Here is a 21,859-nt window from a genome sequence, read left to right as displayed (position 1 = left end):
AACTTTTCTTCCGTAATGCAATGCCAGCGGCCCGGCCATTTACTGAGTTACCGCAGGCGGTATGCGTTAATTCAGGTTACGTCTGAGTTATTCGTTTTTCTGTGAAAACCTTATTTCCTGCGGACTCCAGGGGGGTTCTCCTTGTTTCCGCAATGCTGCCGACGAAGTTATTCCGCTATATCCTGTCTGATGAGTCGTCATGCCAGGAAAAACTTTAAATAAACGGACATGGGTAATACTGCTCATACCGGTATAAAGAGGATAATATTCAGTGTCTGATGGCCGACAACGTCAGTGATGCAGTCATCCGATAACAGGAGCCGATAACTTTGCGGACGATGTCGCTGCGCACAACCCGGGCTAGCCAGATCCCGGGCGGGCGTGAGGCGGGTACGGACACCGGCCGCGAGCGCGTGGCAGGATGAGAGCCTGCCGCCGTATACGGGTGTTACTGATGACCGAACGCCACCCAGCCACCTTCTGTTGACGTGGTCACCGGGGGGACTGATATGACGCTGCAGCCCCGTTGCGACAGTCATAACGTTATCGTCCGCCGCCGGCAGCGTAAAGCGGGTGATTGCCCCTCTCAGAGCGGTAGTCTGTCCGCTCAGGCTGCCCGCCGTAGCGGACACCGCCTGTACCAGTGTGGCATTCTGCTGGGTAACACGGTCAAGCTCCGCCACAGCCAGCGTGACCTGTGCGATCCCTTTGCTCTGCTCCCCGGAGGCGAGCGCTATCTGGCCGATCAGTTCGCTGACCCCGCTGACGCCATGCAGTACCTCATCCATGGTAGTGCCTGCATTGTCCGCTGCCTGGCGGCCGGCGCTGACGCGTGCCACGGTATCGGCGATCAGTTCTTCAATCTCTTTTGAGGCGATCGCACTCCGCTGCGCCAGCGAACGCACTTCGGCGGCCACGACGGCAAAACCCCTGCCCTGTTCACCGGCACGGGCAGCCTCGACCGCGGCATTCAGCGCCAGAATATTGGTCTGGAAGGCAATCCCGCTTATCGTTGTGGTGAACTGACGAATTTTTTCAGACCCCTCTGCTATTCCGCCCATGGCATCAACCACTGCGCGAACCAGATGCTCGCTGCGGCGCGTGGTTTCCGCGGTCTGTACCGCCAGCTCCCTTGCCTCACGGGCGTTAGCGGCGTTGTGGCTGACGGTGGCGGTAATCTCTTCCATGCTGGCCGCAGTCTGCTCCAGTGCGGCAGCCTGGGTGGCGGTCCGGTCGGACAGATCTGCGTTACCGCTGGCAATGTCGCCGGCCTCGCGGTGCAGTATGACCGCGTTGTCGCGGATCGATTTTACCGCATCGAGCAGGCTGTGCTGCATCTCCCTGACCAGCGGTACCATCTGCCCGACGCAGTTGCGGCCGAGGTCTTCCGGCTCACGGGTGAGGTCGCCATCCGCAATAGTCTTCAGGTGCGCACGGATTTTAGCAACAGGGCGGACGAGATGTACCACGAGGTAGCGGTCACAGAATGCCAGCAGCGCAGTGGCGGCCAGCAGGGCGGTAAAAAAGAATCACCTCAAGACGGTGGCGTTCGGCCAGCACTGGCGCATCGTCTGCGGCCAGCTGCTGCGTCAGGGCACTAAGGCGTTCGCGTGCCGCGGCCTGATAACCTGCCGGTGCCGACAGCGTTGCGCGGTACGCGTCCCATGACGGATCAGCCGGAACGGCGGTCAGCAGCGCCGTTTTATCCGCTGCGCTGCCGTCCTGCATGACGAGGCCCGCGCGCGTCAGAAAGGTCAGCTGCTGCGTCAGCGTGTCGGCGCGGTCGGCATGGCGGTACATCTCGCGCAGCGTCAGTGCGCCATAGCCACCGGCAAGCGCCACCACGGCCAGTGAGAGGATCATTATCCACAGCACCACGCGGCGGATGGTCAGGTGTCTGAGTAACTGCATAAGGCTTTCCCTGGTGTCAGATTGTTATTAAATAATTTTTAGTTTTTTATTTTTGCGCGTAATTAATTACGCGCTGCGTTTATTAAGAAGAATTGTGGCAGGAATAATCAGAAAAAAATATGTTTTGACGATAAGAGAAAAGAATCGTGATGCAGTATATAATTTGCTAAACAAAATAATTGATGACACCGGACCTGATGGTACCTAGAATGCCGGATATATTATAACTTTAATAGCTTCTTCCTGTTGCAGTTATTTCCTTTCGTGTCGGCCCGTTATTGTACATTTTTCCTTTCTTATTTCGCACCGGAACCAGGCCGGGGCGGAGGACTCCATGCTGATAAACCTTACCGGCGATGATGATCGCCGCGCCCGGGCGCTGAAGGCGCTGCGCAGCCCCGACGAAAGCCGGGCCGACGTGCTGCAAAAATTTGTCCGGCTGGCCAGCCAGGCACTCGGCATTCCCGGAAGTTTTATCTCCGTGCTGGACGATAAGCACCAGTATGTGCAGGCCGCTCACAATTTCGGGCTGAAGCAGTCGTCGCGTGAGGACTCCCTGTGCCGCCATGCGGTGGACAGCGACAGTGAAGTGATTGTACCTGACACCTGGCAGGATACCCGTTTTTCGTCACATCCCCTCATTACCGGCGCGCCCTACATACGTTTCTATGCCGGCGTACCGCTGAAAAATCACGAGGGTATCGTGCTTGGTACGCTGTGCGTCACGGACACGGTGCCGCATCCGTTTGGATCCGGGCAGGTAACCACCCTGAAGCTTCTGGCCGCGCTGGTGATGTCGTTTCTGGAGGCCTGGCACTCTGCTGGGCTTGCCGACCCGGTCACCGGCCTGCCTAACCGCCAGTGTCTTATCCGTGACCTGCAGGGCCTGGCCGCATCGGGTGACAGCGCGTCACGCCGTCTGGTGCTGATTGACTGCATTGACATGCCTCGCGCCTACGAACTCGCCCGTTCGATGGGAATGGGGCCGGTGGAAAGCCTGCTCAGGGACGTTGCCATCCTGCTGCCGCTTCGCCTGCGCCCGGCCGCCGGTGAACCGCTCTACACCGTCGCCACCGGACGATTTGCCGTTCTGACGTGCGATGACAGCCACATGAATGCAGAATGGGTCGCGGGTCGTCTGGAGGGGATCCGTGCCGATCTCGGGGACGGCATCGCCGTGGCGCTCAGCACCTATGCCGGCGAAGTGACCTTTGCAACCGGCAGCATAACGGCACAGGAAGCGCTGCGCCGTGCGGTCAGCGCGCTTCATGAGGCCATCGGCCGGGGTATACCCGCCATGCGCTTCAGCGCGGCAAGCGACGCGCGTCATACTCAGGACTTTACGCTGATGAACGACCTCGCCGCCGCGTTACGGGAAGACAGGGGCCTGTGGCTCGCCTTCCAGCCTAAAATCTGCCTGCACAGCGGCAGGCCCGTCGCACTGGAGGCGCTGGTCCGCTGGCAACACCCGGTCCGCGGCGAACTTTCTCCTGCGCTGTTTGTCCCTCTGGCCGAGCAGACTTCGCTGCTCAGCGACCTGACGACCTGGGTCACGGACCGCGTCATCAGCCGTCTGGCGCGTCTGCGCAACAGCTGCATTCAGCTTCCGGTCACGGTGAATGTCAGCAGCCAGGACTTTGCGTGCGAGGGCTTTGCCGACGCGCTGGAGCTGAAGATGATAAGGGCAAAGCTTCCCCCCTTCGCTGCTGGGCATTGAGTGTCTGGAGACCGAGCGTATTATTGAAAATCCGGCGGCGATGCACGGGCTTGAAATGCTGAAGCTGCGGGGGTTCGGGATTTCGCTGGATGACTTTGGTACCGGCTACAGTAACATCAGCTACCTTCGCCGCATGCCGATTGACGTTATCAAGCTGGACCGCTCGCTCATCCGTGAAATTGCGACTGACACCGCCTCGCGCATCATTGCACGCAGTATCATTACCATGCTGAAGGACCTTGATTATACCGTGCTGGCCGAAGGCGTTGAGGATGCCGAAACGGGCTCCGCGCTCGCGGAGTACGGCTGCGACCAGGTGCAGGGGTATTTCTATTCACGGCCCCTGCCGGAAGGTGAACTCGACGAGTGGCTGAGCTGGAAGCTGCGCGGCCACTGCTGATACCGTCCCCGCACCAGTATCGTCCCTTTGGCGGGTCATGTTTCTGCGAGTGTAAAATGCCCGCCTCAGGTATGCGGATCATCCGGCGTATAACCGGCAACCAGTTGCTGCAGGCTCAGGAGCGTGGCCTGCCGGTTTTTGTCAGTCTCGGCCGCCTGTTCATCTTTGAGTCTGAGGATAATGGCCTGATTACTGACCTGTCTCCCCTCGCTGTACAGGGCATGGATTACCGCTTCAAATTCCGCTGATTCACCTGTGAACCGGTGACCGGAACCCAGCAGATATGCGCGGATATGTGCAACCGTATTTGTGTCTGCCATGATTTTCATCTTTTCCTGCTCTCTGCGATTCATCCATTTCGGCGGCTGTAAAGGTGTAAGCGATTTATTTGCGGGTGTCACTGACTGTCCCGTCGCCGGCCCGTGCGGGTCAGCATAGCATGGCCTGACCTTGTGACTGACCTGCATGGCAGTGCTCCGGGTACACTTAACGATGTCCCCTGCTGTCCTCTCTGGCCGGTATGCTGCTGCCGGACCGGGTGACCTCAAAGCGATACTCCCGCGCCAGCGGGAGAGAATATTTCAGCGCTTTTTATCCTGTTCCGGAAAAAAGCCCGGAGAATGTCTTCCGCATGTGTCATCCCTTCCTGAGATATACTCCGGTCTTACTCCCCGGCACACAGATACTGTCAGTGCAGAAAAATGCTTATTGCCCGGTCCCGCGATACAGGCGGAAGGTCTCTGCTCCGGCGATAACAACTACGTTACGTCCTGCACCCTTCGCTTCATAAAGGGCCTCATCCGCCCGCCGAAGCATCGCTTCCCGGTTTCCGCAGTCCGCCAGCGAGGCCACCCCGGCAGACACGGTCAACGCTCCTGCAAAGGGAAACGTCGCGGTGCTGACAACTTCGCGGATGCGCCCGGCTGTTCGGGCTGCATCCTCCACACCGGTCTGCGGCAGCAGGAGTATAAATTCCTCGCCACCAAAACGGCTGACAATGTCTTCTGCACGACACGTCTGCCGCAGCAGACCGGCCAGGTTTATCAGCACCGCATCGCCCGCATCATGACCATGGCAGTCGTTTATTTTTTTAAAGTGGTCAATATCAATCGCGATGACGCACTGTGCCGCGCCATCGCCTGAGCGGTCCGCCATGAGGGTAAAGCCGCGGCGGTTCCACAGGCCGGTAAGCGGATCGGTCATGGCTTCGTCGCTGAGCGCAGCCATGCGGCCAGCCACAGCATAATGGTATTCCTGTACGGCCTCCTTCAGGCGGCCGGCCTCATAATACCAGGCCGGTACCGACGCCAGCGACATATCACTGTCCTCATTCCGTACCATATCAGCCAGCTTTTCCAGGGGTAATGCGATACGTCCGGCCATCAGGGCTACGACGGCAGCCGTCAGGATGATAATCCCCAGCAGAAACCACAGGGCGTTTTCTGCGGTGCGCACGAGAATATGCCGGACCGTCTCTGCGGTACCCGCAATAAAGATGTTCCAGTCCGTTTTGTGCAGGCTGGCGTACCCCGTCAGAAACTGCTGCCCGTTTGCTTGTGTGCTGAACCGGCCGCTGTCCGTCGTGGCCAGCTGTTTGACCAGTGCAGAGCCCAGCGTCATTTTTGTGCCCACGAGATCCGGCTCGTGGCTGAAAACAATCAGGCCATCATTGCTGACGATGCTGACCGTAGATCCGCGGGCGTAGAAATGCTGGCTCAGGATATCGCTCAGCATGCTCTGCTTTTTGAGATAAATGGTGCCGCCGATGTAACCCAGATAATCGCCGCCGGTCGTAAACAGCGGCTGGGAGAGGAATACAACATAATTACCGGAGGCCGAAATAAAGGGCGCGGAGATAAACGGCTTCTGAGTGGCGATAGCCTGGCGGCTTGCATCGGAGTGCAGTTTAACACCGATCAGACTCAGGCTTTCCGGGGAGGTCGCGGCGATAACGGCGTCGCGGTTAACCACGACGACCGTGTTGAAAAAGCCGGACTGCAGCCGGAGGCGGTCGGTCTCCTCTCTCAGCGCCGCCGGGTCGGTGAGACCTTTAATCTGTGTGGCGCTCCACGCAAGCTCACGCTGCGCCGTGCCGAGATAGCGATCGGTCGTGTCAGCCAGCTTGCGCGCGCTAGGCAATATTGCTTTCCAGAAGGCTGTCCTCAATGTTGCCCTTCTGAAAAATCAGAAGCGCCACGAGCAGCAGGCAGGAGGTCAGGATCACCCCGCCAACGGAAAGCGACAGAAGCAGGGTGCGGAGACGGAGCTTTTTAAGCAGCATGGCGTGAAGGACCTGGTTGAGGTGTCATCTGAGTGTAACTGTTCAGGAGCCGGTTAAAAGAAGATCAGCGCGCCTTTTACGCTATGCATAAGGGCGGCGGTGCCTGGCGATGTGTCAGCTTAGAGTATTTTATCTGCCTGCTCGCAGCCTAATCTGATGAATTTCGATTCTGACGTCATTCCCGTGGATATAAAGTCAGCGGGTATGTTCAGTGAAGGGAGAGTCTTATCACAGCATGAGAGTGCCCTGTGCATCTGCAATGTCAGCAAAGCTGATAAAGCGCAGGTATTTATGCGCAGACTGCCCAATACAGACATCTCCCGGTGTTATCCACAAAAATTGTGGATAATTTATGTACAACTCATTCACGCTCCTGCTGATGGCATCAGACCCGGTGCCGCCCGCATACGGGACAATGCGCGCGCTTTGCAGCTTACAGCGTCGGTTAATAGCAATATGCCTTCCACGTTACATCATACAGAGGTTCCTGCAACATTCTGAATAGGCTGAAACCCTTTTCCTGGCATACTCACCGGCCATAGCACGGGCCCCCTGTCATCAACTGCCGGTTACTTCATGCGATAGCGGATTCGGTGATTCCACTGCACCTGAAAGGCAGGACAGGCAATGCCTGGTTGAAGGCATACGCGCGGCACCCGTTTTCTGGTCCTGTCTGTCAGGGGGGAAAGATACACTGCTTTAAGCAAACCGTAACGTGTCTCAGGGCCACGATCTCCTGACAGATAAGCAATTGTGCCTTTGCTTTTTCAAGAATACAGAATGATGTGGCAGGTTAATCCTCTTGCTGCACTGATTTCAGGATTGCCGGAATGGATTTTCAGATCGTCACTATAGGCAGCGCTGGCATGGGGCGTTAATATCCGTCTTTTTGCGGGGAAAAACGACATGAAAAACGTGGTACTGAGCATGCTGGCTAAAATTTCACACATTGATGCAGGCATGAAACAGCTGACAGCGCGCGTTGAAGCACAGTCGTTGCTGATAAGCGCACTCGTTCTGGCTGTAAGCCGGCAGGGCGGCGTAACGGAAATGATTGAAAGTGCTAACAAGGCCATTAATACCGTCATCGACTCCGCTGAGTCCGACGAGCTTCTCAAATCCGATGCGGCCATTCTGTTAAGTGAGCTGCAGAGCCTGCTGAGTATTTCCAGGGCTGTCGACAGTGCGGATGAGGAGATTAATCATGAGGGTCTTGATAAACTGAATGGCGTGACAGCGCTGGGCGGTAAGCAGGCTCCGGCAGAACAATAAGCCTGATTTTAAGCACGCCTGCGGAACCGGGCCGAAACGCGTGGTTCATCTCAGATCAGAGGCGGTATCACTGGCCTCATGCCTTAACCAGCAGCGGCTCAGCTTAGCCGTCTGCTCAGATCAGTAAACGCAGGCTGTTTGCAGGACTGCAGCCCTGCGGTCATAAACACAAGAAAACCTGCCATTCCGACGTGTGAACCAGTCTAACAGTTCAGACTAACTCATCGAGTCCGGAATCATCAGAAACAGACACACGATAATTCTGATACGAAAAGGACGATATGCAAGCCAGCCGGTAAAGAGGCTGTTCCCCGACGTCATTGACGTCTTACATGACGAATCGTCTCGAACTGACCCTCAGACCTTTTTACGGGGGCTGCATTGTGTGAGCGTTTACGATTTACTGTTCTGACTAAGTGGCTCATTTTCCGGCTTCGCTGAGGTTGCTGACCACTCCGGACCTGCTGGCAACAGATGAGCTATCCGGGTCGCTGTATTTTCCTCCGTTCATGCCGATAACATAGTTAACGCCAGGCCTCTTCTTTTCGGACAACGAGAAAATACATGAAAATATCTACGCGACTTACAGCAGGTTTTGGTCTGCTTATTCTGCTTTTTATCATCTGCACCGGCATCGCGCTTAATGCATTGAGTAAAGCCAGCGACGGCATGGATGACGTTGTTAACGACAAAATGAAGAGATATCAGCTTGTACTGGACATGCGGGGCGGCCTGAGAGATATGGGTGTTGCGGTCCGTAATATGGCTTTGCTTACTGACCCTCAGGCAATGAAACCGGAATGGGTGCGTCTGCAGAAACAGAAGCTTCTCTATGTTGAAAACCGGCGCATTCTGGGTGAAATGATGAAAACGGACTCCGCACCCCGGAGCCGGGAGATATTCACCCAGATAACAGAAGCCGAAGGCCCGGCGCTGGCTGCGCTGGAGCAGGCAGGCCAGATGGGGCTGGCTAACCGGGCTCAGGAAGCCACCGATTACCTTATGAAAGTCACGCGTCCGGCGCAGAGCACTTTACTCAAAGCGCTTGACGATATGACACAGATTCAGATGAAAAACACGCAGTCTGCCGTTCAGCGGAACAGTCAGTCGACTGGCAATGCATCACTGATACTGGTGTTACTTGCTGCTGCATCCGTACTCGTGGCGGCAGCAACCTGCGTGCTTACCATTCGCGTGCTTATGCGTCAGCTGGGCGGGGAGCCGGCACAGGCGCAGGTTCTTGCGGCTGCCATCGCGGCGGGTGACCTGACAACGCCAGTCAGACTGCGTCGTAACGATACAGTAAGCCTGCTGGCTTCCCTGGATGGCATGCAGGCTAATCTCCGGGGGCTGGTGTCACAGATCAAAGATGCATCCGCCTCGGTAGCGCTGGCCGCGGATGAAATTTCGCAGGGTAATACTGAGCTTTCCTCGCGCACTGAGCAACAGGCCGCAGCCCTGCAGGAAACGGCTGCCAGTATGGAGGAACTCACCGCCACTGTTAAAAGCAACACGGCGGGCGCGCAGCAGACTGCAGACTCAGCCCGTAAAACTGCGTCACTTGCCCGTACGGGTGAAGCGGACATGCAGCGCATGTCGGAAACCATGAATGCCATCTCGCTGAGCGCAACAAAGGTACGGGATATCACTGCCGTGATCGAAAGCATCGCCTTCCAGACCAACATTCTCGCCCTTAACGCGGCGGTGGAGGCTGCACGGGCTGGCGAAGAGGGGCGGGGTTTTGCCGTGGTAGCCGGAGAAGTGAGAACGCTTGCCCAGCGCAGCGCTACTGCCGCACGTGATATCAAGCAGCTGATCGAGCAGGCCGTGGAGCAGGTGGAAAGTGGCGTGGAGGTCGCAGCAGGTACGGGGCACAGCATCCTTAAAATCGTCGGTATGGTGGGTGAACTGGCGGAGGCCATGGATAACATTTCTCTGGCTTCATCCGAGCAGATGCAGGGTATTTCTCAGGTCAGTATTGCGGTCAGTCAGATGGATGGCGTCACGCAGAACAACGCTGCGCTGGTAGAGGAATCATCATCAGCGTCGCAGTCGCTTTCGGAGCAGGCACACGCGCTGCGCGGAATGGTCGAGACTTTCAGGGTATAAGCCAGTCTGAATGACGGCTCTCTTTTCACCTTATTACCTGGCAGCACATGACTGCCAGACAATACTGAACGGCAGGCTTTTTCTGAATCCGGCAGATGACAGCAGCCAGTCAGCGGGAACATCAAAACTTTATGCATGAAAAATATATGCACGTTGCAGAAATCAAGTCACAGACCGATGCGCTTTTCACGCAGCTGAGCGAGGGCGAATACCGGTCACTGGATACCTGGGCTAACAATCTGGTACACCTGAAAATTGCCTTTGATTCGTTCAACCCTTACATGACGGACCCCCTTTTTCTGGCCTGGCTGAATCAGCACGATGCCGTGATGGTATCGGAAATAGCCATGACCGGCCGGGCGCTGATGGCCCTGCAGAACTTTTTCAGAGTGGCAGCAGCAAAGCCCCGATGATGTTTCCGGTGACCGGTTTTCAGGCTGTCACCCGCAGTCTGTGGCTGCTCGCTCTGAGGTCAGGTCCATCCTCCGGCGCGGTTTTTCCGCGAGGAGACATGCTGTCAGGCTGAATACAGGCCCTTAGCTGGACCGGAGTCTGCACCGCGACATTTATTTATTTCGCGGTGCAGACTTCGTGCATATGCCAATAACCACTCTGCGGACCGGAATGTTTCCGGCGTACATTATGAACCGATCAGGAACCGAAATATGAAATATGACACCCATGGCCGGCTCGGTGTGGCGGTCTCTGAAACGTCACTGTGCGCCATATACCTGCTGTCCTCATCCGGGGAGGTGCTGAGCTGGAACCGGGGCGCCAGGGAGATGAAGGGATGGGAAAGGCCGGAGATTACCGGGCTGCACTTTTCGGTCTTCTACGATGACGATGAGCGGGCCAGGAATGTGCCGGAAGAAAACCTTGCCGCTGCCCGTAAGCACGGTCGCTATTCTGCAGAGGGCTGGCGGCTGCGCAGGGACGGCAGCGTCTTCAGGGCGCTCGTGGACATTGAGTTTCTTCGCCCGGCAGAAGGTGAGCAGGCTGCTTTCATTAAAATCGTGCGTGACGTATCACGTCATTATGAGGAAAGAATGGCGCTCAGTATTGCGCAGCGGGTTATCAGCCGGCGCGAGGCCGAACTGTCGGATGCCAGCCAGCTGCTGGATGAGATATTCAGCCACACCCCCTGTGCGCTGATTCTGTGTGAAGCGGGCTCGGGAAAAATTGTCCGCACAAATCAGTCTGCCATTCACTCGGCCTGGCTCCGAGCGCCTGTGCTGAGTGGCAACATCCTTACCCGTCAGTCCGTAACGCGACACACGGACCTGGAGACAATATTCAGACGTGGCCTGCACCTTTCGCCGGGCGACGGGCTTGTCGAAAGCTTCACCTCCGGAGAGAAGGTGCCGGAAACGGCTCTGAGGGTGGCGGCAGAAAGGCTGAAAACCAGCGGCGCTGGCGAATTTATTCTTTTCACCGTACTGGATATTACCGCTGAGCAGCAGGCTACAGCCAGGTCGACTTATCAGGCCCTACACGATCCGCTCACGGACCTGCTGAACCGCCGGGGCCTCATGCCGGTGCTTAACGGATTTCTGAAGGACAGCCTGCCTTTTACGCTCATGATACTCGATGTCGACCGCTTCAAACTCGTCAATGATGCTCTGGGGCATGCTGCCGGGGACGCGCTGCTTACTGAAATCTCTTACCGGCTGCAGGCCGTCCTGAGCATCGGCGATTTGCTGGCACGAACGGGCGGCGACGAATTTGTTATTCTCCTGCCCGGAGTGACTACTGCGGCGGCGGCGGGCGAAACCGCCCGCCGGTTTGCCGGCGTGCTGTCGGAGCCGTTTACCATCGCGGACCGCAAAGTCATCTCGGGATGTAGCATCGGTATCTGTCTTTCCGGTGGCGATGCGCGGCAGGCGGAAGATATGCTTGCCGCCGCCGACATTGCGCTGTATGAGGCAAAAGCTGCCGGGCGCAACGGCAACGCGATTTTCTCCTCCCGGCTGGCCAGTGCAGCGGCAGAGCGCTTCAGCCTGGAGAATGACCTGCGCAGCGCGCTGGCGAACGGTGAGTTACAGCTTTTTTTACCAGCCAGTGGTCAACAGCAGCTCGGGTGTGACGGTGTCTTATGAAGCACTGATGCGCTGGTACCATCCCGTCAGGGGCAGCGTACCGCCGTCCGTGTTTATTCCTCTGGCAGAGCAGACCGGACTTATCCATGAGATGGGGACTTTTGCCCTGAGGCGGGCGTGTGCAGAAGTTGCCGGCTGGCCTGACAGCGAACGCATAGCCGTAAACCTTTCGCCCTGCCAGTTTCGCGAACCCCGGCTGACCGACATCGTCAGAGACGCTCTTCAGCAGAGCGGGCTAGAGCCGCACCGGCTTGAGCTGGAGATTACGGAGTCGGCCCTGTTTGAACATCCGGAAGACAGCTATCGCGTCATTCATGAGCTGAAGGAGATGGGGGTGCATATCGTACTGGACGACTTTGGCACAGGATATTCATCACTGAGCTACCTGCGGACCCGCCTGTTCAGCAAAATCAAGATTGACCGATCCTTTATCAGCGACCTGAACTCGGATGCGGGCGCGGCAGCGATTGTGGGTGCCGTGCTGACGCTGTGTCGTGAGCTGGGGCTGGAGGTGGTGGCGGAAGGTGTTGAAAAAGAAGAGCAGGCAGAATGGCTCCGGTCGTCCGGCTGCGGGCTGCTGCAGGGTTTTCTGTTTGGCCGTCCGGGGCCTCACAGAAAGCAGAACCAGCCAGTCTGACGAAACGCAGATACATACAGGCCTGCCGGCCTTACACTGCCCGGATGAACGGGAGGCAGCGGGTCGTAAACATGATGGTCTGAGCACGGTTATGTTAAAAGCGCAATGCCTGGCGGGTGCAAAAAAATAGCGCACGACTCGCTCATGTCCGGGCCGGGTATACCGATAATCAGTGTACGCCTCCCCTGGCGACATAAAAAAGACAGTTGACCCTGCCTGATATGCTTCTGGCTTCTCCTGCACCGGAGAAGCCATTTTTTTCGTCTGCGTGATATGCGCGACCTGCGCAACCACACTTATTTTTTCATGCTAAAAACAGGCTGTTCTTCTTCGCAGGAGCCGGCCCGTTTGCGTTAAATTGTGATCGCCTTTGTTCAGCCCGCTTAGTGATGGCGATTTTTTTACGTGCAAAATTCCGGAGGACCGGTACTCATGCTCAGCCGTGCTGGCAGAAGTCACCAGGTATGACAATTATTTTTTCTCCCGCTTACGCTTGTTATCGTGGCGATCTTTTTTTATGGTTAAAACTGGCTGACGGCTCCGGCCGCAAGAGTCACAGTATTCCTCTTTGTACCGCCGTGATGGCGGTTTTTTTGACCTGAAAACAGGTGCGGCGCTGCCTGACGGCTGAAGCGCAGGGGCATGCTCATTATGCAGAAGGTGCGTTGCGGGGCAGCCAACCCGGATGGCTGAAAAAAATCCCGAAACCTGGCCTGCGGGCCGGGAAGGAAGTGAATCAGTGAAATTCGCGTTAAGAAAAACCGCCGCTTACTGTATCACGCCTTTTTTTATGAATATGCAGGAAGTCAGCAGTCCCACAGCCATTCTCTCGCATGCGATTCGTAACTGAACCCTTTTGTTAAAAGCGGACGGCTGGCAGCGTTATTTCTGTAGATTTTCCATTCCACATAAATCACAGTCTCAGCCAGCGGGTGATGACGGCTCTGGAGGAGGTAACGCCCCGGGTTGAGCAGTACTCGATTGACGAGATGTTCCTTGATCTGACCGGCATTGACGGGTGTGAGGATTTTGAGCACTTCGGACGGCGCCTGCGGGCGCACGTGCTGGCCATAACCGGCCTGACCGTCGGCGTAGGCATGGGACCGACCAAGACGCTGGCAAAGAGTGCCCAGTGGGCCGGCAAGGAGTGGAAGCAGTTCAGGGGGAGTGCTGGCCCTGACGCCCGGTAACCCGAAGCGTACGGTCACCCTGCTTCAGAATCAGCCGGTGGAGGAAGTCTGGGGCGTGGGCAGGCGTATCGCAAAAAGACTGAACCTGATGGGCATTGAAAACGCCCTGCAACTGTCGCGCGCGCATCCCGCGCTCATCCGCAAAAACTTCAGCGTGGTGCTGGAGCGGACCGTGCGTGAGCTCAACGGGGAGTCCTGTATTCCGCTTGAGGAGCTTCCCCCCGGCTAAACAGCAGATTTGCTGTTCGCGGTCCTTTGGCGAGCGAATCACCTCAAAAGTGGCCATGCAGCAGGCCCTGTGCCAGTACGCGACCCGCACCGCAGAAAAGCTCCGGGGAGAGCGGCAGTTCTGCCGGCGCATCAGCGTGTTTATCCGGACGTCGCCGCATGCAGAAAACGAGGTGTTTTACGGCAACAGCGCCGGCGAGAAGCTCAGTCTGCCGACCCAGGACACCCGCGATATCATCGGGGCGGCCATGCGATCGCTCGACCGAATCTGGCTGGACGGCCGCAGGTACATGAAGGCCGGCGTGATGCTCGATGACTTTACGCCGCATGGCGTCAGTCAGCTGAACCTCTTTGACGATGCGCTGCCGCGGGCCAACAGCGCGCAGCTGATGAAGGTGCTGGACGGCATCAATCAGTCCGGGCTGGGCAGCGTGTGGTTTGCCGGTCAGGGCGTGAATACGGAATGGAAAATGAGACGGGACATGCTGTCACCGGCGTGGACCACGCGCTGGAGTGACATCCCGGTGGCGCGCGTGATGTAACCTGTAACTGCAGGGCACAGCAGACATAACGTTAGTCTGCTGCCCTGCCTTGTCATGAAAAGTGCGGCCAGAACTCATCCATGATGATCAGGGGTCTGCCCGGGCGCTTTCCGCGGAAGTATCGTCCGCGCGGAACCCTGTCCTTACGCGAAAGCTGATGAAGCCAGTCATCAAAGGCCGGACGGCGCCTGCGGACGGGTCCCTCAAACATACTGGCTGACTGCGTAACAGTTTTGAATACAATCCCCGGGCTACGCATCTGCGTCAGCAGTTCCTGCATTTCTTTCATAGCTTCCTCTGGGTTAAATGTTATTCACTGCCGTGTCTTTTCTTCTTCCAGCCGCCGTTAGCCAGGAAGGCTGCGCGCGAAACGCAGGCGCCCCAGAGCAGCTGCATGCCGATTTTGACCAGCTCACTGGCATCAGGCAGGAAAAAAGCGGCACGATAAACAGCGTGCTCAGCAGAAACCCCCCATTCGGCAGCGCTTTTCCGGTCTGCATCGCTGAGAGTCTTTAAGCCTGAAAAACCTGCAACGAATTCAGTAACGCGCATCATTTTATCTCATGAAATCATGATAGAATGATTTCATTCTAATAGTTAACCACCGCGCGTTTCACGCAGCATCCGGTACCCTTCAAGGAGCATGTCTGTCATTGAGATACCCTGCTCAGCCGCATAGGCTTTCATCTCTTTGTGACGGGCAACGGACACTTTGATCTGTATGGGCTTGATGTCCGAATCGGGTCTCGCCCCTTTTCCCGTGACGTCCAGCGTAGGTTCACTTGCCGGCGGCGGTGAGAGTTTTATTGTATTTTTAGGCTGCTTCACGTGAGCTCCTGAGCATTAATTCATTAAAAAATGATATCATGCATTAATGATATCATGAATTTCCTCAACCATCGCTCTGGCTTCGTCATTGAGCGTTTTGAAGGGGGTTTCAAACAGCGCCCTGCCGCCGTCAAGAGCCTGCCCGTATGCGGGCTGGAAACGAATTGTTGCGTTAAGGACCCTGAAGCCCCACGCACCGATAGTGGCCTGTGCTTTTTTCCCCTCTGCCGCAGACGGCGTTTTCGCGACAAGAAACACAATCTTCTCCCGCGGAATGCCCTTCATCGTCAGCTCGCGTCCGAGCTCAAGCGACGGTTCGAGATCGTCTATCGTCGGTCCGGTCGAAACGATGACCAGGTCTGACTCTGAGGCAACATCCATTGAGGTCGTCTCGGCGGCAGGACGGCCGTCAATGATGATCAGGTGATACTGATCCCGGACCTTTACGGCGGTGTCCACCCGGCGGTAAAGTCCGCACTCGATCGCAGGCAGCCCGGCTTCCTCACGCCTGCGGCACCACTTTATTGACGTCTGCTGTTTCTCATCAATATCCGCGAGATGCGTCTTCCATCCGGCCTCGGTAAATCCCGCCGCCAGCGTTCTGGCTGTCGTACTTTTCGACCCGCCGCCTTTCTGCCCGATACAGGAAATTATGGTCATGATTTCATCCTTTCATTATTTCATTTTTTAAACTGAGCCAACTATGACACGGTTTAAGCATGAATGAAAGCATGATAACATTAAATCATGATAGAATGATTTACCGTTTACAGGGAGGGTCCTGCCGATATGAAACAGACATACTGGGTAAGCATCTATAAAGGAAGAAGTGATGAAGCTGAGAGCCGTATCTTTTCGCCGGAACAGCAAAAGCGTGCACTGTTTCAGGAATGGCTCAGCGATGCCCGTGACGTAAAGGGCAGCGGCGGGTGCCGCTGCCGGTTCGGCAGTGAACTGCCTCTCAGCATTGTCCGGCGCGGAGAAAACTGCCATCTGGCAAAGTACCGTTATACCGGTGCACATCACAAAGAAGACTGCCGCTTTTACAGCAGGCTGGCGGGGGAAGGAGGGCAGCAGGCTTACCATCAGGAAGCCCTGCGGGAGACCCCGGCCGGCACGCTTATGATCTCACTTGACGTTCCGCTGAAAAAACTCGGTGACGGCGAAGCAGAACCGGCTGAGACACCGGCGCCTCGCTCCGCGGGAAAGACGGTAAAACGCAATACGATGACGCTGCTGGGCCTGCTGCACCTGCTGTGGGAAACATCCCGCTATACGGAATGGCACCCGGCATGGGAAGGCAGCCGCAATGGCCCCCCTGATGGGGTGGCATCTCCGTAAATCAGCAGAAAACATCCGGGCAGCAGGCTTACGGCTCGCCGATCTGATGCTGACACCGGCCGGCTTTAAGGGGGGACAGGGACGCGAAGCGCAACGCAGATGCCGTCCGTCTTGCACGTGAAAACAAAACGCGGCTGATTGCCGTGGCCGAGCTGCAGACGTGGAAGCCTGAGTTTGACACATGCCCGGACCGCCTTCCTGTCAGGGACTTCCACGGGATGCCTTTTCTGACCATTTCGCCCTCGCTCTGGCGCGCGCTGGGCCACAGCTTTTCCCGCGAGCTCGACGCCTGGAAAGGCGGGGCCAGAACCATTGTGATTGCTTACGTCGATCCGGAAGCGCCACGCGGAAAACTGGTCAGACAGGCGGCACTGATGACGGTCAGCCCCCCGCTTTATTCCGGTGGATTCGGGTCATGAAATGAAGCTTGAAGGGTTACTGCACGCATCCGGACGTAAGTTCATGAAGCCGCTGCGCTACGATGCGGGCCTCGCTGACTATCTGCCGGACTTCTGCCTGACCGATCTGGCCGCAACCGAAGACAACCTTTTTGCGCTCGAAGTCTGGGGAATGGACAGCGACGCATACCGGCTGCATCGTCAGGAAAAAACGGCCTGGTACAATGCGGCCTACACGCCGGCGGGTTGGTGGTCATGGGATGCATTCCGCTTTCCTGACACCGTTCCTCCGCTTCCCGCCGCTGACGCGCTGCTTGGCCGGCAGCACCATACCGGAATGGACTGAGGTGCTTACAATGAAAGCATGATTGCATGCTTTCATTATTTTAAAGTTTACTGCATATTGCAAACCCATCAGCCATGAAATCATTATTTAATGACAGCATGATTTCATGAAATCAGCCTGCGGACGGCGGAAAGGTAAACGTCAGGTCGGCCGGCAGATCCAGCGCAAAAATACGCGTGTAGATTTCCGTATTCTCCAGCCGCTGATGCCCCAGAAGTGCCTGCACCTGCTTTATATGAATGCCGTTCATCAGCAGATGAACCGCGAAGCTGTGACGGAAGGTGTGCGGCGTCACCGGATTTACCGAAAAGCGGATACCCTGCGCGCCGGCGCGTGCTATGGCACCGCGGATCCAGTTTCGCGGCGTTTCCTGGCTGGCCACGTCCCAGACGGGGGTCGCCCGGCGCGTCATCATGCGGAAGGTGGCAAACAGTTCGCGCATGCGGGAGACGTAGGCCGTATCCGTCAGCGGGATCGCCCGGAAGGGCGTTACTGCCTGTGCTTCGCGGGTCGGGCGGCCGCGGCTGCGCGGCGCGCGCTGCTTCAGGGTGCGCAGCCGCACAAAGGGCACCTCTGAGTCGAAAAAAAGTCGCCCGGGCAGAGCGCCAGCGCCTCGTTGAGCCGCGCGCCCGTGTTCCACAGCGTATCAATAAGCGTCCGCTGCTTCAGGTCAGGCAGGAAGCTGAGCAGCTGGCCGACTTCAGGTGCCAGCAGGTAGCGGGGCACGTCGAGGCCGGCGGCCACGGCAATTTCGCGCAGCCGCACGGCGCGGGCCCAGCCGCCCGGCAGCATCAGCGGCGCATGCCGTCGGTCAGTGTCGGGTACAGGTATCAGGTTCATTCATCTCTCAGGGTCCGGATGGGTCCGCCCGGACGGCGGTACCGCACGCTGAATAGTGTGCCGTGACCGTTACGGACGAACCAGATCAATAAATCGCAGATTGCTCCAGGGACATGATCGCTGAAACTGGGGAAAAAACGCAATAGCCTTAAAAAACCCAGGCAGCAAAAGTCCGCTCCGCGCGCCTCACGCGGTAAAGTGACGCAGAAAACAATCTAAGAGGATGATATAAAAAAGACAAAAACGGAATGACCGGGCTGACGCTGCAGAATGGGGAGTCTAACGGAAATGCCCAATCGAAAAAATCTGGCAGAAGAGGCCCGGACGGACGGCATGATACGAACAGAAAGAAGGGGGGAACGGTTCTGAGAACGGCAGGATCAAAAAAAGGCCTCCGCGAGGAAGCCTTTTTCGAAATTTTCGCGTCCCGGCCTTAGCCGGAATCGCTCACACAGTCAGAGATCCTGTCTCTGGGGAGTGATTCTCGTACAAACTGACGCTTACGTCAAGCGTAATATCCGTGGCATCCCTTCCGGGCCGCAGTATAGTAGCAGCATAACAAGGAGTGATTATGACCATTGCCGCCATACTGGATTCAATTTCCCAGCACAGGTTTGCCACCTACAAGTCCTCGGTCTTTAACGGTGCCAGCGAGGAGGAGTGCCTCGGCATCTACCTCTGGAACAAGCAGCTCGCCGGCGCGTTCCTTCCCGCGCTGCAGATTATAGAGGTGTCCCTGCGAAACGCCATCTGCGCCGCAAAGAGGCGGCACGAAGAGACGCTCATCGAGCAGAGTGCGCCTGCGGCCGACTGGCCCGCGCTGAAAAGCCGCATAGACGATCAGTGGTTTGTGACCGTCATGACTCAGCAGAACAACCGGGACTCCTGGCGCGCAGTGGAGAGCGCAAAGTCGCAGCTGAGAAAGGACCGTAAGCCGCTGACCACTGAGAATCTCATCGCCAAGCTGACCTTTGGCTTCTGGGTCTCAATGGTTAACCGCGACTACAGCGACGGCTATGCCAGCTATCTTCACCTCTGGCCGCACCTCATACCGGAAGTCTTCCCGAACGCACTCGATAAAAAGCAGGGCACGCCGCTTTCCGTCAACCGAATCGGGTCCGATCTTCGCGACATCAACACCCTGAGAAACCGCCTGTCTCACCATGAACCACTCTGGCGCTCAGATAAGACATACTGCGTTGAACAGGCTATTAATAAGGTCGTGCGGGACTATCACAAGTGTCTGGACGTCATCCGCTGGATAAACCCTTCAAACCTGAAGCTGCTCAGCATCATTGAGAACACGCAGAAGATGAACGAGCTGTGTAATCCCCATGCGTTGTGGAAAAATAAAAAAGCTGCCGTCAGGACTGCCGGACATACCTCAGACGTCAGGGGATGACTGGCTGGCCAGCGCGCTGCTGGAAACCCGGCACACAGGCGGGATTATCTCGCTGGATGCCGGTAAAGGTTTTGCCATGTTACTCAGTGAAAAAGACGGGACGAAGTTTATTGCGCAGGCGAGAAATTTTGCGGGCAGACTGGGTGCTTACGCCGTGGGTGACCGCGTCACGTTTGAGCCTGAAAACAAAACTGCGGGGCGGCATCCGGTTGCAACCGCCATTAAGCCGGCCTGAATGGCGTGAGGTGTAGATGAAAAACTCCGGACGTGATAAAGAAATGGACAGAAAATTCAGGCCTTTTCTGAAGTTCTGGACCCTGTTTTCACCTGAGTTCATTGCACATATGCAGAAAATCACGCGTCTCATCCGTGGCGAGGAAACTGAACTGGCCCGGCTGGATCAGGAAGAGGATATGACAGCAGGCTATGAGGCTTGTGTCTCCCGCTGGAAGGCTGCACACCGGCATATCGCACTCTCTATCATTGTGAAACTTGACGATATCAAGAAGCTGGAGGCGGATAAGAAAGAGCATCACCGTAACCGTCAGAAACTGCTCAAGGACAAATGTATCGCCTCTATTGAGCTGCTCAAACTGGAGATTCGCGTGCTGCGCCGCACGGCAGACGCCCTTATCTGGGGAATGCTCAATAACGAGCACTCCTCAGTCCGTCGCCTGCCTATCAGCGGAGATACGGATAACCTGTCAAGAGACAGTATAATTGATTCGCTGATTGCTGCGGACGAACTTAATAAGGACCCGCACCGTTTAGCGGTTGTCAGTGATATGAGCACCTTTGTGCATGTAGGAGATCTGGTCACGTTCTCACTGCAGCACGGATTTCAGCTGGTTGAGGTCAAAAGCGGAACAAAGAATATGGAACTTTACGAGGCAGCAGAATTTGCCTTCACTTCCGGCTGCACTCAATTTGAAAAACAATTCCTCGATAGCATGCCGCCTAATGATATCCAGCAGTTTAAGCGTATTAAAAATCAGATGATTCGGGCCGGTAATGCCCTGGAAGCAATACATACGGGTGAGGGCTATGACAATCTGATGAAAACGCCTGTTTCCATTGAAGAACGAAATTATCAGCCTGAATTCTTTAACATGAATATAGTCAAACTGGCTGAAGAAGTTAAAGCCGGAAAAAAATGGGCGATAGATGTTATTGATGAGTGCGTTTATATAGGCGTTTATCCTGAGAGTGATTTGGGATTTATCGGTTTCAACACCTGGATAGACGGTACCGAATTTAAAGGCCGGGTAACCAATATTAATGACAGCTTTTTTTGACCCACTGTCACGCCCCTTCCTTAATCTGAATCTTCCGACAGATATTCTTATGAATGTGATGACCGGAAAACTGCTTATCGTATTGTGTCTGGACCATGAGAAGTTTTTCGAAAGGGCAAACCTCAGATATCCCGGTCTGTTTACTCTTGAGGAATATCCGGAGAAATATGCTCACACCCAGAATACGCTTCATGTTGGGTCAAAGGGCATTGCGTCACTTGTAGAGGGCAATGTGTCCTTTGTAGGTAATGGATTCGAAACCCGTATACTCTTTGATTTGCAGCGCCCTGATAACCTTATTGACTGGAGCTACCAGCGCAGCGACCTGAGAATGAAACCATGATTTCATGATAAATTTTCATTTTTCATCCAGACAGATTTTATAGAAATACTCAACCGTTTTGCACTAGATGAGTAGTATAAATCATAATTTGAAAAGGAGAAGTTTTATGTTAGTGGCTACCAAAAATTTATCGCTGAGCACGATAACCAACCTGTGGGCAACGGAGGCTATTACACACGCAAATCTTCAACAGGATAATAAGATCAGAGAAGTGCTTGGCGATTTATCTGCCCTCAACTTTTCAGGACCTGAAGATGTCATCGAACATCTTATTCAGAAGGCAAAAAGTTACGACCAGCCAGGACAATTCAATATTACCCCTCTGATTGAACTATCGCGGAGAATAATTAAGGCGTGCGAATTCAGAGATGACGCACAGGACATCAACAGTCCGTTCATTACGGCTTATAAGTACAACTCAGTAACAAAAGATATGGACCGGGTCCGCATACCGTTCAGTCAGGTTCTTTATTTCATAGAAAAACCTCTTAAAATTCCCGGACGTGTTTATTTTGGCGGCGAAGCGAATGTCATACTTAATGATCAGAACCGTACGGAACTCAGCCTGATTGATTGTTCGCAAAATAACACCGCCGAGTTCCTGCTTAATTGTTACATTAAAAGTGCGGAAGAAGTGGTTACAGCCTGGACAGGAAAATAATAATACTGAACATAAACTTTTT

The 21,859-nt window shown here is 55.6% G+C and carries 19 protein-coding genes and 5 pseudogenes; 16 read left to right on the top strand and 8 right to left on the bottom strand.

The window, feature by feature from the left end; all coding sequences use genetic code 11:
* Nucleotides 1-554: 554 nt before the first annotated feature.
* Nucleotides 555-1,911, bottom strand: a pseudogene (locus JNO11_RS20725) (methyl-accepting chemotaxis protein); the annotation flags it as partial.
* Nucleotides 1,912-2,245: 334 nt separating this feature from the next.
* On the opposite strand from JNO11_RS20725, the pseudogene JNO11_RS20720 reads away from it, so the two are divergent.
* Nucleotides 2,246-4,028: pseudogene (locus JNO11_RS20720) on the top strand (GGDEF and EAL domain-containing protein).
* Between the two features lie 65 nt (nt 4,029-4,093).
* Here the strand turns inward: JNO11_RS20720 and JNO11_RS20715 are convergent.
* A complete protein-coding gene (locus JNO11_RS20715) occupies nt 4,094-4,495 on the bottom strand; it encodes a biofilm development regulator YmgB/AriR family protein (protein WP_158132500.1) in 402 nt (133 codons plus the stop codon).
* Nucleotides 4,496-4,733: 238 nt separating this feature from the next.
* Nucleotides 4,734-6,309 (bottom strand): annotated as a pseudogene (locus JNO11_RS20710) (diguanylate cyclase).
* Between the two features lie 906 nt (nt 6,310-7,215).
* Here JNO11_RS20710 and iraP point away from each other — a divergent pair.
* The 7 genes and pseudogenes from iraP to umuC all read left to right on the top strand — a co-directional run.
* Nucleotides 7,216-7,581 (top strand): anti-adapter protein IraP, encoded by a 366-nt coding sequence (gene iraP / locus JNO11_RS20705; RefSeq protein WP_158150101.1) that lies wholly within the window; start codon nt 7,216-7,218, stop codon nt 7,579-7,581.
* A gap of 564 nt (nt 7,582-8,145) precedes the next feature.
* Nucleotides 8,146-9,690, top strand: coding sequence for a methyl-accepting chemotaxis protein (locus JNO11_RS20700; RefSeq protein ID WP_325177794.1), 1,545 nt, complete (start codon nt 8,146-8,148; stop codon nt 9,688-9,690).
* A 146-nt stretch (nt 9,691-9,836) separates the two neighbouring features.
* Nucleotides 9,837-10,103: a hypothetical protein gene (locus JNO11_RS20695; RefSeq protein WP_325177793.1), complete on the top strand. Its 267-nt coding sequence runs from the start codon at nt 9,837-9,839 to the stop codon at nt 10,101-10,103.
* Between the two features lie 252 nt (nt 10,104-10,355).
* Nucleotides 10,356-11,786 carry a sensor domain-containing diguanylate cyclase gene (locus JNO11_RS20690; RefSeq protein WP_325177792.1) on the top strand — a complete coding sequence of 477 codons (1,431 nt, stop codon included), beginning with the start codon at nt 10,356-10,358 and terminating at the stop codon, nt 11,784-11,786.
* A complete protein-coding gene (locus tag JNO11_RS20685; RefSeq protein WP_325177791.1) occupies nt 11,776-12,423 on the top strand; it encodes an EAL domain-containing protein in 648 nt (215 codons plus the stop codon). The genes JNO11_RS20690 and JNO11_RS20685 overlap by 11 nt, the downstream gene beginning before the upstream one ends.
* 685 nt (nt 12,424-13,108) lie before the next feature.
* Nucleotides 13,109-13,273 (top strand): hypothetical protein, encoded by a 165-nt coding sequence (locus JNO11_RS20680; protein ID WP_325177790.1) that lies wholly within the window; start codon nt 13,109-13,111, stop codon nt 13,271-13,273.
* Nucleotides 13,274-13,340: 67 nt separating this feature from the next.
* Nucleotides 13,341-14,383: pseudogene (gene umuC / locus JNO11_RS20675) on the top strand (translesion error-prone DNA polymerase V subunit UmuC); the annotation flags it as partial.
* A gap of 309 nt (nt 14,384-14,692) precedes the next feature.
* Here umuC and JNO11_RS20670 read toward each other — a convergent pair.
* The 3 genes from JNO11_RS20670 to JNO11_RS20660 are packed head-to-tail and all read right to left on the bottom strand — an operon-like array spanning nt 14,693 to nt 15,871.
* On the bottom strand, nt 14,693-14,938 hold the full coding sequence (locus JNO11_RS20670) for a hypothetical protein (RefSeq protein ID WP_325177789.1): 246 nt from the start codon (nt 14,936-14,938) through the stop codon (nt 14,693-14,695).
* Between the two features lie 42 nt (nt 14,939-14,980).
* Nucleotides 14,981-15,211, bottom strand: coding sequence for a hypothetical protein (locus JNO11_RS20665; protein WP_095708341.1), 231 nt, complete (start codon nt 15,209-15,211; stop codon nt 14,981-14,983).
* Between the two features lie 36 nt (nt 15,212-15,247).
* A complete protein-coding gene (locus JNO11_RS20660) occupies nt 15,248-15,871 on the bottom strand; it encodes a ParA family protein (RefSeq protein ID WP_187501747.1) in 624 nt (207 codons plus the stop codon).
* A 129-nt stretch (nt 15,872-16,000) separates the two neighbouring features.
* On the opposite strand from JNO11_RS20660, the gene JNO11_RS20655 reads away from it, so the two are divergent.
* From JNO11_RS20655 to JNO11_RS20645, 3 genes and pseudogenes are all read left to right on the top strand, one after another.
* A complete protein-coding gene (locus JNO11_RS20655; protein ID WP_325177788.1) occupies nt 16,001-16,552 on the top strand; it encodes a DUF1173 family protein in 552 nt (183 codons plus the stop codon).
* Nucleotides 16,553-16,668: 116 nt separating this feature from the next.
* Nucleotides 16,669-16,971, top strand: a pseudogene (locus tag JNO11_RS20650) (hypothetical protein); the annotation flags it as partial.
* Between the two features lies 1 nt (nt 16,972).
* Nucleotides 16,973-17,296 carry a DUF1173 family protein gene (locus JNO11_RS20645; protein ID WP_325177787.1) on the top strand — a complete coding sequence of 108 codons (324 nt, stop codon included), beginning with the start codon at nt 16,973-16,975 and terminating at the stop codon, nt 17,294-17,296.
* Between the two features lie 112 nt (nt 17,297-17,408).
* Here the strand turns inward: JNO11_RS20645 and JNO11_RS20640 are convergent, their stop codons facing one another.
* Together JNO11_RS20640 and JNO11_RS20635 are read right to left on the bottom strand one after the other, a co-directional pair.
* The gene (locus tag JNO11_RS20640) at nt 17,409-17,858 is read right to left on the bottom strand and encodes a tyrosine-type recombinase/integrase (protein WP_325177786.1); all 450 of its coding nucleotides are present in this window, start codon (nt 17,856-17,858) and stop codon (nt 17,409-17,411) included.
* On the bottom strand, nt 17,840-18,136 hold the full coding sequence (locus JNO11_RS20635) for a hypothetical protein (RefSeq protein ID WP_325177785.1): 297 nt from the start codon (nt 18,134-18,136) through the stop codon (nt 17,840-17,842). The genes JNO11_RS20640 and JNO11_RS20635 overlap by 19 nt, the downstream gene beginning before the upstream one ends.
* Nucleotides 18,137-18,707: 571 nt before the next feature.
* On the opposite strand from JNO11_RS20635, the gene JNO11_RS20630 reads away from it, so the two are divergent.
* The 5 genes from JNO11_RS20630 to JNO11_RS20610 all read left to right on the top strand — a co-directional run bounded on the left by JNO11_RS20630 (nt 18,708) and on the right by JNO11_RS20610 (nt 21,837).
* A complete protein-coding gene (locus tag JNO11_RS20630; protein ID WP_325177784.1) occupies nt 18,708-19,538 on the top strand; it encodes an Abi family protein in 831 nt (276 codons plus the stop codon).
* Between the two features lie 76 nt (nt 19,539-19,614).
* Nucleotides 19,615-19,773 (top strand): hypothetical protein, encoded by a 159-nt coding sequence (locus JNO11_RS20625; protein ID WP_325177783.1) that lies wholly within the window; start codon nt 19,615-19,617, stop codon nt 19,771-19,773.
* Between the two features lie 16 nt (nt 19,774-19,789).
* The gene (locus tag JNO11_RS20620; protein ID WP_325177782.1) at nt 19,790-20,833 is read left to right on the top strand and encodes a hypothetical protein; all 1,044 of its coding nucleotides are present in this window, start codon (nt 19,790-19,792) and stop codon (nt 20,831-20,833) included.
* Entirely contained in the window at nt 20,817-21,176 is a 360-nt protein-coding gene (locus JNO11_RS20615) for a hypothetical protein (protein ID WP_325177781.1), read from the top strand. The genes JNO11_RS20620 and JNO11_RS20615 overlap by 17 nt, the downstream gene beginning before the upstream one ends.
* A gap of 106 nt (nt 21,177-21,282) precedes the next feature.
* Entirely contained in the window at nt 21,283-21,837 is a 555-nt protein-coding gene (locus tag JNO11_RS20610) for a hypothetical protein (protein WP_325177780.1), read from the top strand.
* The last annotated feature ends 22 nt before the right edge of the window (nt 21,838-21,859 follow it).

Source organism: Pantoea sp. 1B4, from assembly GCF_016925765.1.
Classification (GTDB): Bacteria; Pseudomonadota; Gammaproteobacteria; order Enterobacterales; family Enterobacteriaceae; genus Pantoea; species Pantoea agglomerans.
This window is presented reverse-complemented; position numbering and strand designations above follow the sequence as displayed.

What these genes read in the sequence shown, in the direction of transcription:
- JNO11_RS20695 (WP_325177793.1), top strand. Translation starts at nt 9,837, where the DNA reads ATGCACGTTGCAGAAATCAAGTCACAGACCGATGCGCTTTTCACGCAG.
- JNO11_RS20715 (WP_158132500.1), bottom strand. Translation starts at nt 4,495, where the DNA reads ATGCAGGTCAGTCACAAGGTCAGGCCATGCTATGCTGACCCGCACGGG.
- JNO11_RS20610 (WP_325177780.1), top strand. Translation starts at nt 21,283, where the DNA reads ATGTTAGTGGCTACCAAAAATTTATCGCTGAGCACGATAACCAACCTG.
- JNO11_RS20625 (WP_325177783.1), top strand. Translation starts at nt 19,615, where the DNA reads ATGTTACTCAGTGAAAAAGACGGGACGAAGTTTATTGCGCAGGCGAGA.
- JNO11_RS20635 (WP_325177785.1), bottom strand. Translation starts at nt 18,136, where the DNA reads ATGAACCTGATACCTGTACCCGACACTGACCGACGGCATGCGCCGCTG.
- JNO11_RS20700 (WP_325177794.1), top strand. Translation starts at nt 8,146, where the DNA reads ATGAAAATATCTACGCGACTTACAGCAGGTTTTGGTCTGCTTATTCTG.
- JNO11_RS20680 (WP_325177790.1), top strand. Translation starts at nt 13,109, where the DNA reads ATGGCTGAAAAAAATCCCGAAACCTGGCCTGCGGGCCGGGAAGGAAGT.
- iraP (WP_158150101.1), top strand. Translation starts at nt 7,216, where the DNA reads ATGAAAAACGTGGTACTGAGCATGCTGGCTAAAATTTCACACATTGAT.
- JNO11_RS20620 (WP_325177782.1), top strand. Translation starts at nt 19,790, where the DNA reads ATGAAAAACTCCGGACGTGATAAAGAAATGGACAGAAAATTCAGGCCT.
- JNO11_RS20645 (WP_325177787.1), top strand. Translation starts at nt 16,973, where the DNA reads ATGAAGCTTGAAGGGTTACTGCACGCATCCGGACGTAAGTTCATGAAG.
- JNO11_RS20630 (WP_325177784.1), top strand. Translation starts at nt 18,708, where the DNA reads ATGACCATTGCCGCCATACTGGATTCAATTTCCCAGCACAGGTTTGCC.
- JNO11_RS20655 (WP_325177788.1), top strand. Translation starts at nt 16,001, where the DNA reads ATGAAACAGACATACTGGGTAAGCATCTATAAAGGAAGAAGTGATGAA.
- JNO11_RS20690 (WP_325177792.1), top strand. Translation starts at nt 10,356, where the DNA reads ATGAAATATGACACCCATGGCCGGCTCGGTGTGGCGGTCTCTGAAACG.
- JNO11_RS20615 (WP_325177781.1), top strand. Translation starts at nt 20,817, where the DNA reads ATGACAGCTTTTTTTGACCCACTGTCACGCCCCTTCCTTAATCTGAAT.
- JNO11_RS20670 (WP_325177789.1), bottom strand. Translation starts at nt 14,938, where the DNA reads ATGATGCGCGTTACTGAATTCGTTGCAGGTTTTTCAGGCTTAAAGACT.
- JNO11_RS20660 (WP_187501747.1), bottom strand. Translation starts at nt 15,871, where the DNA reads ATGACCATAATTTCCTGTATCGGGCAGAAAGGCGGCGGGTCGAAAAGT.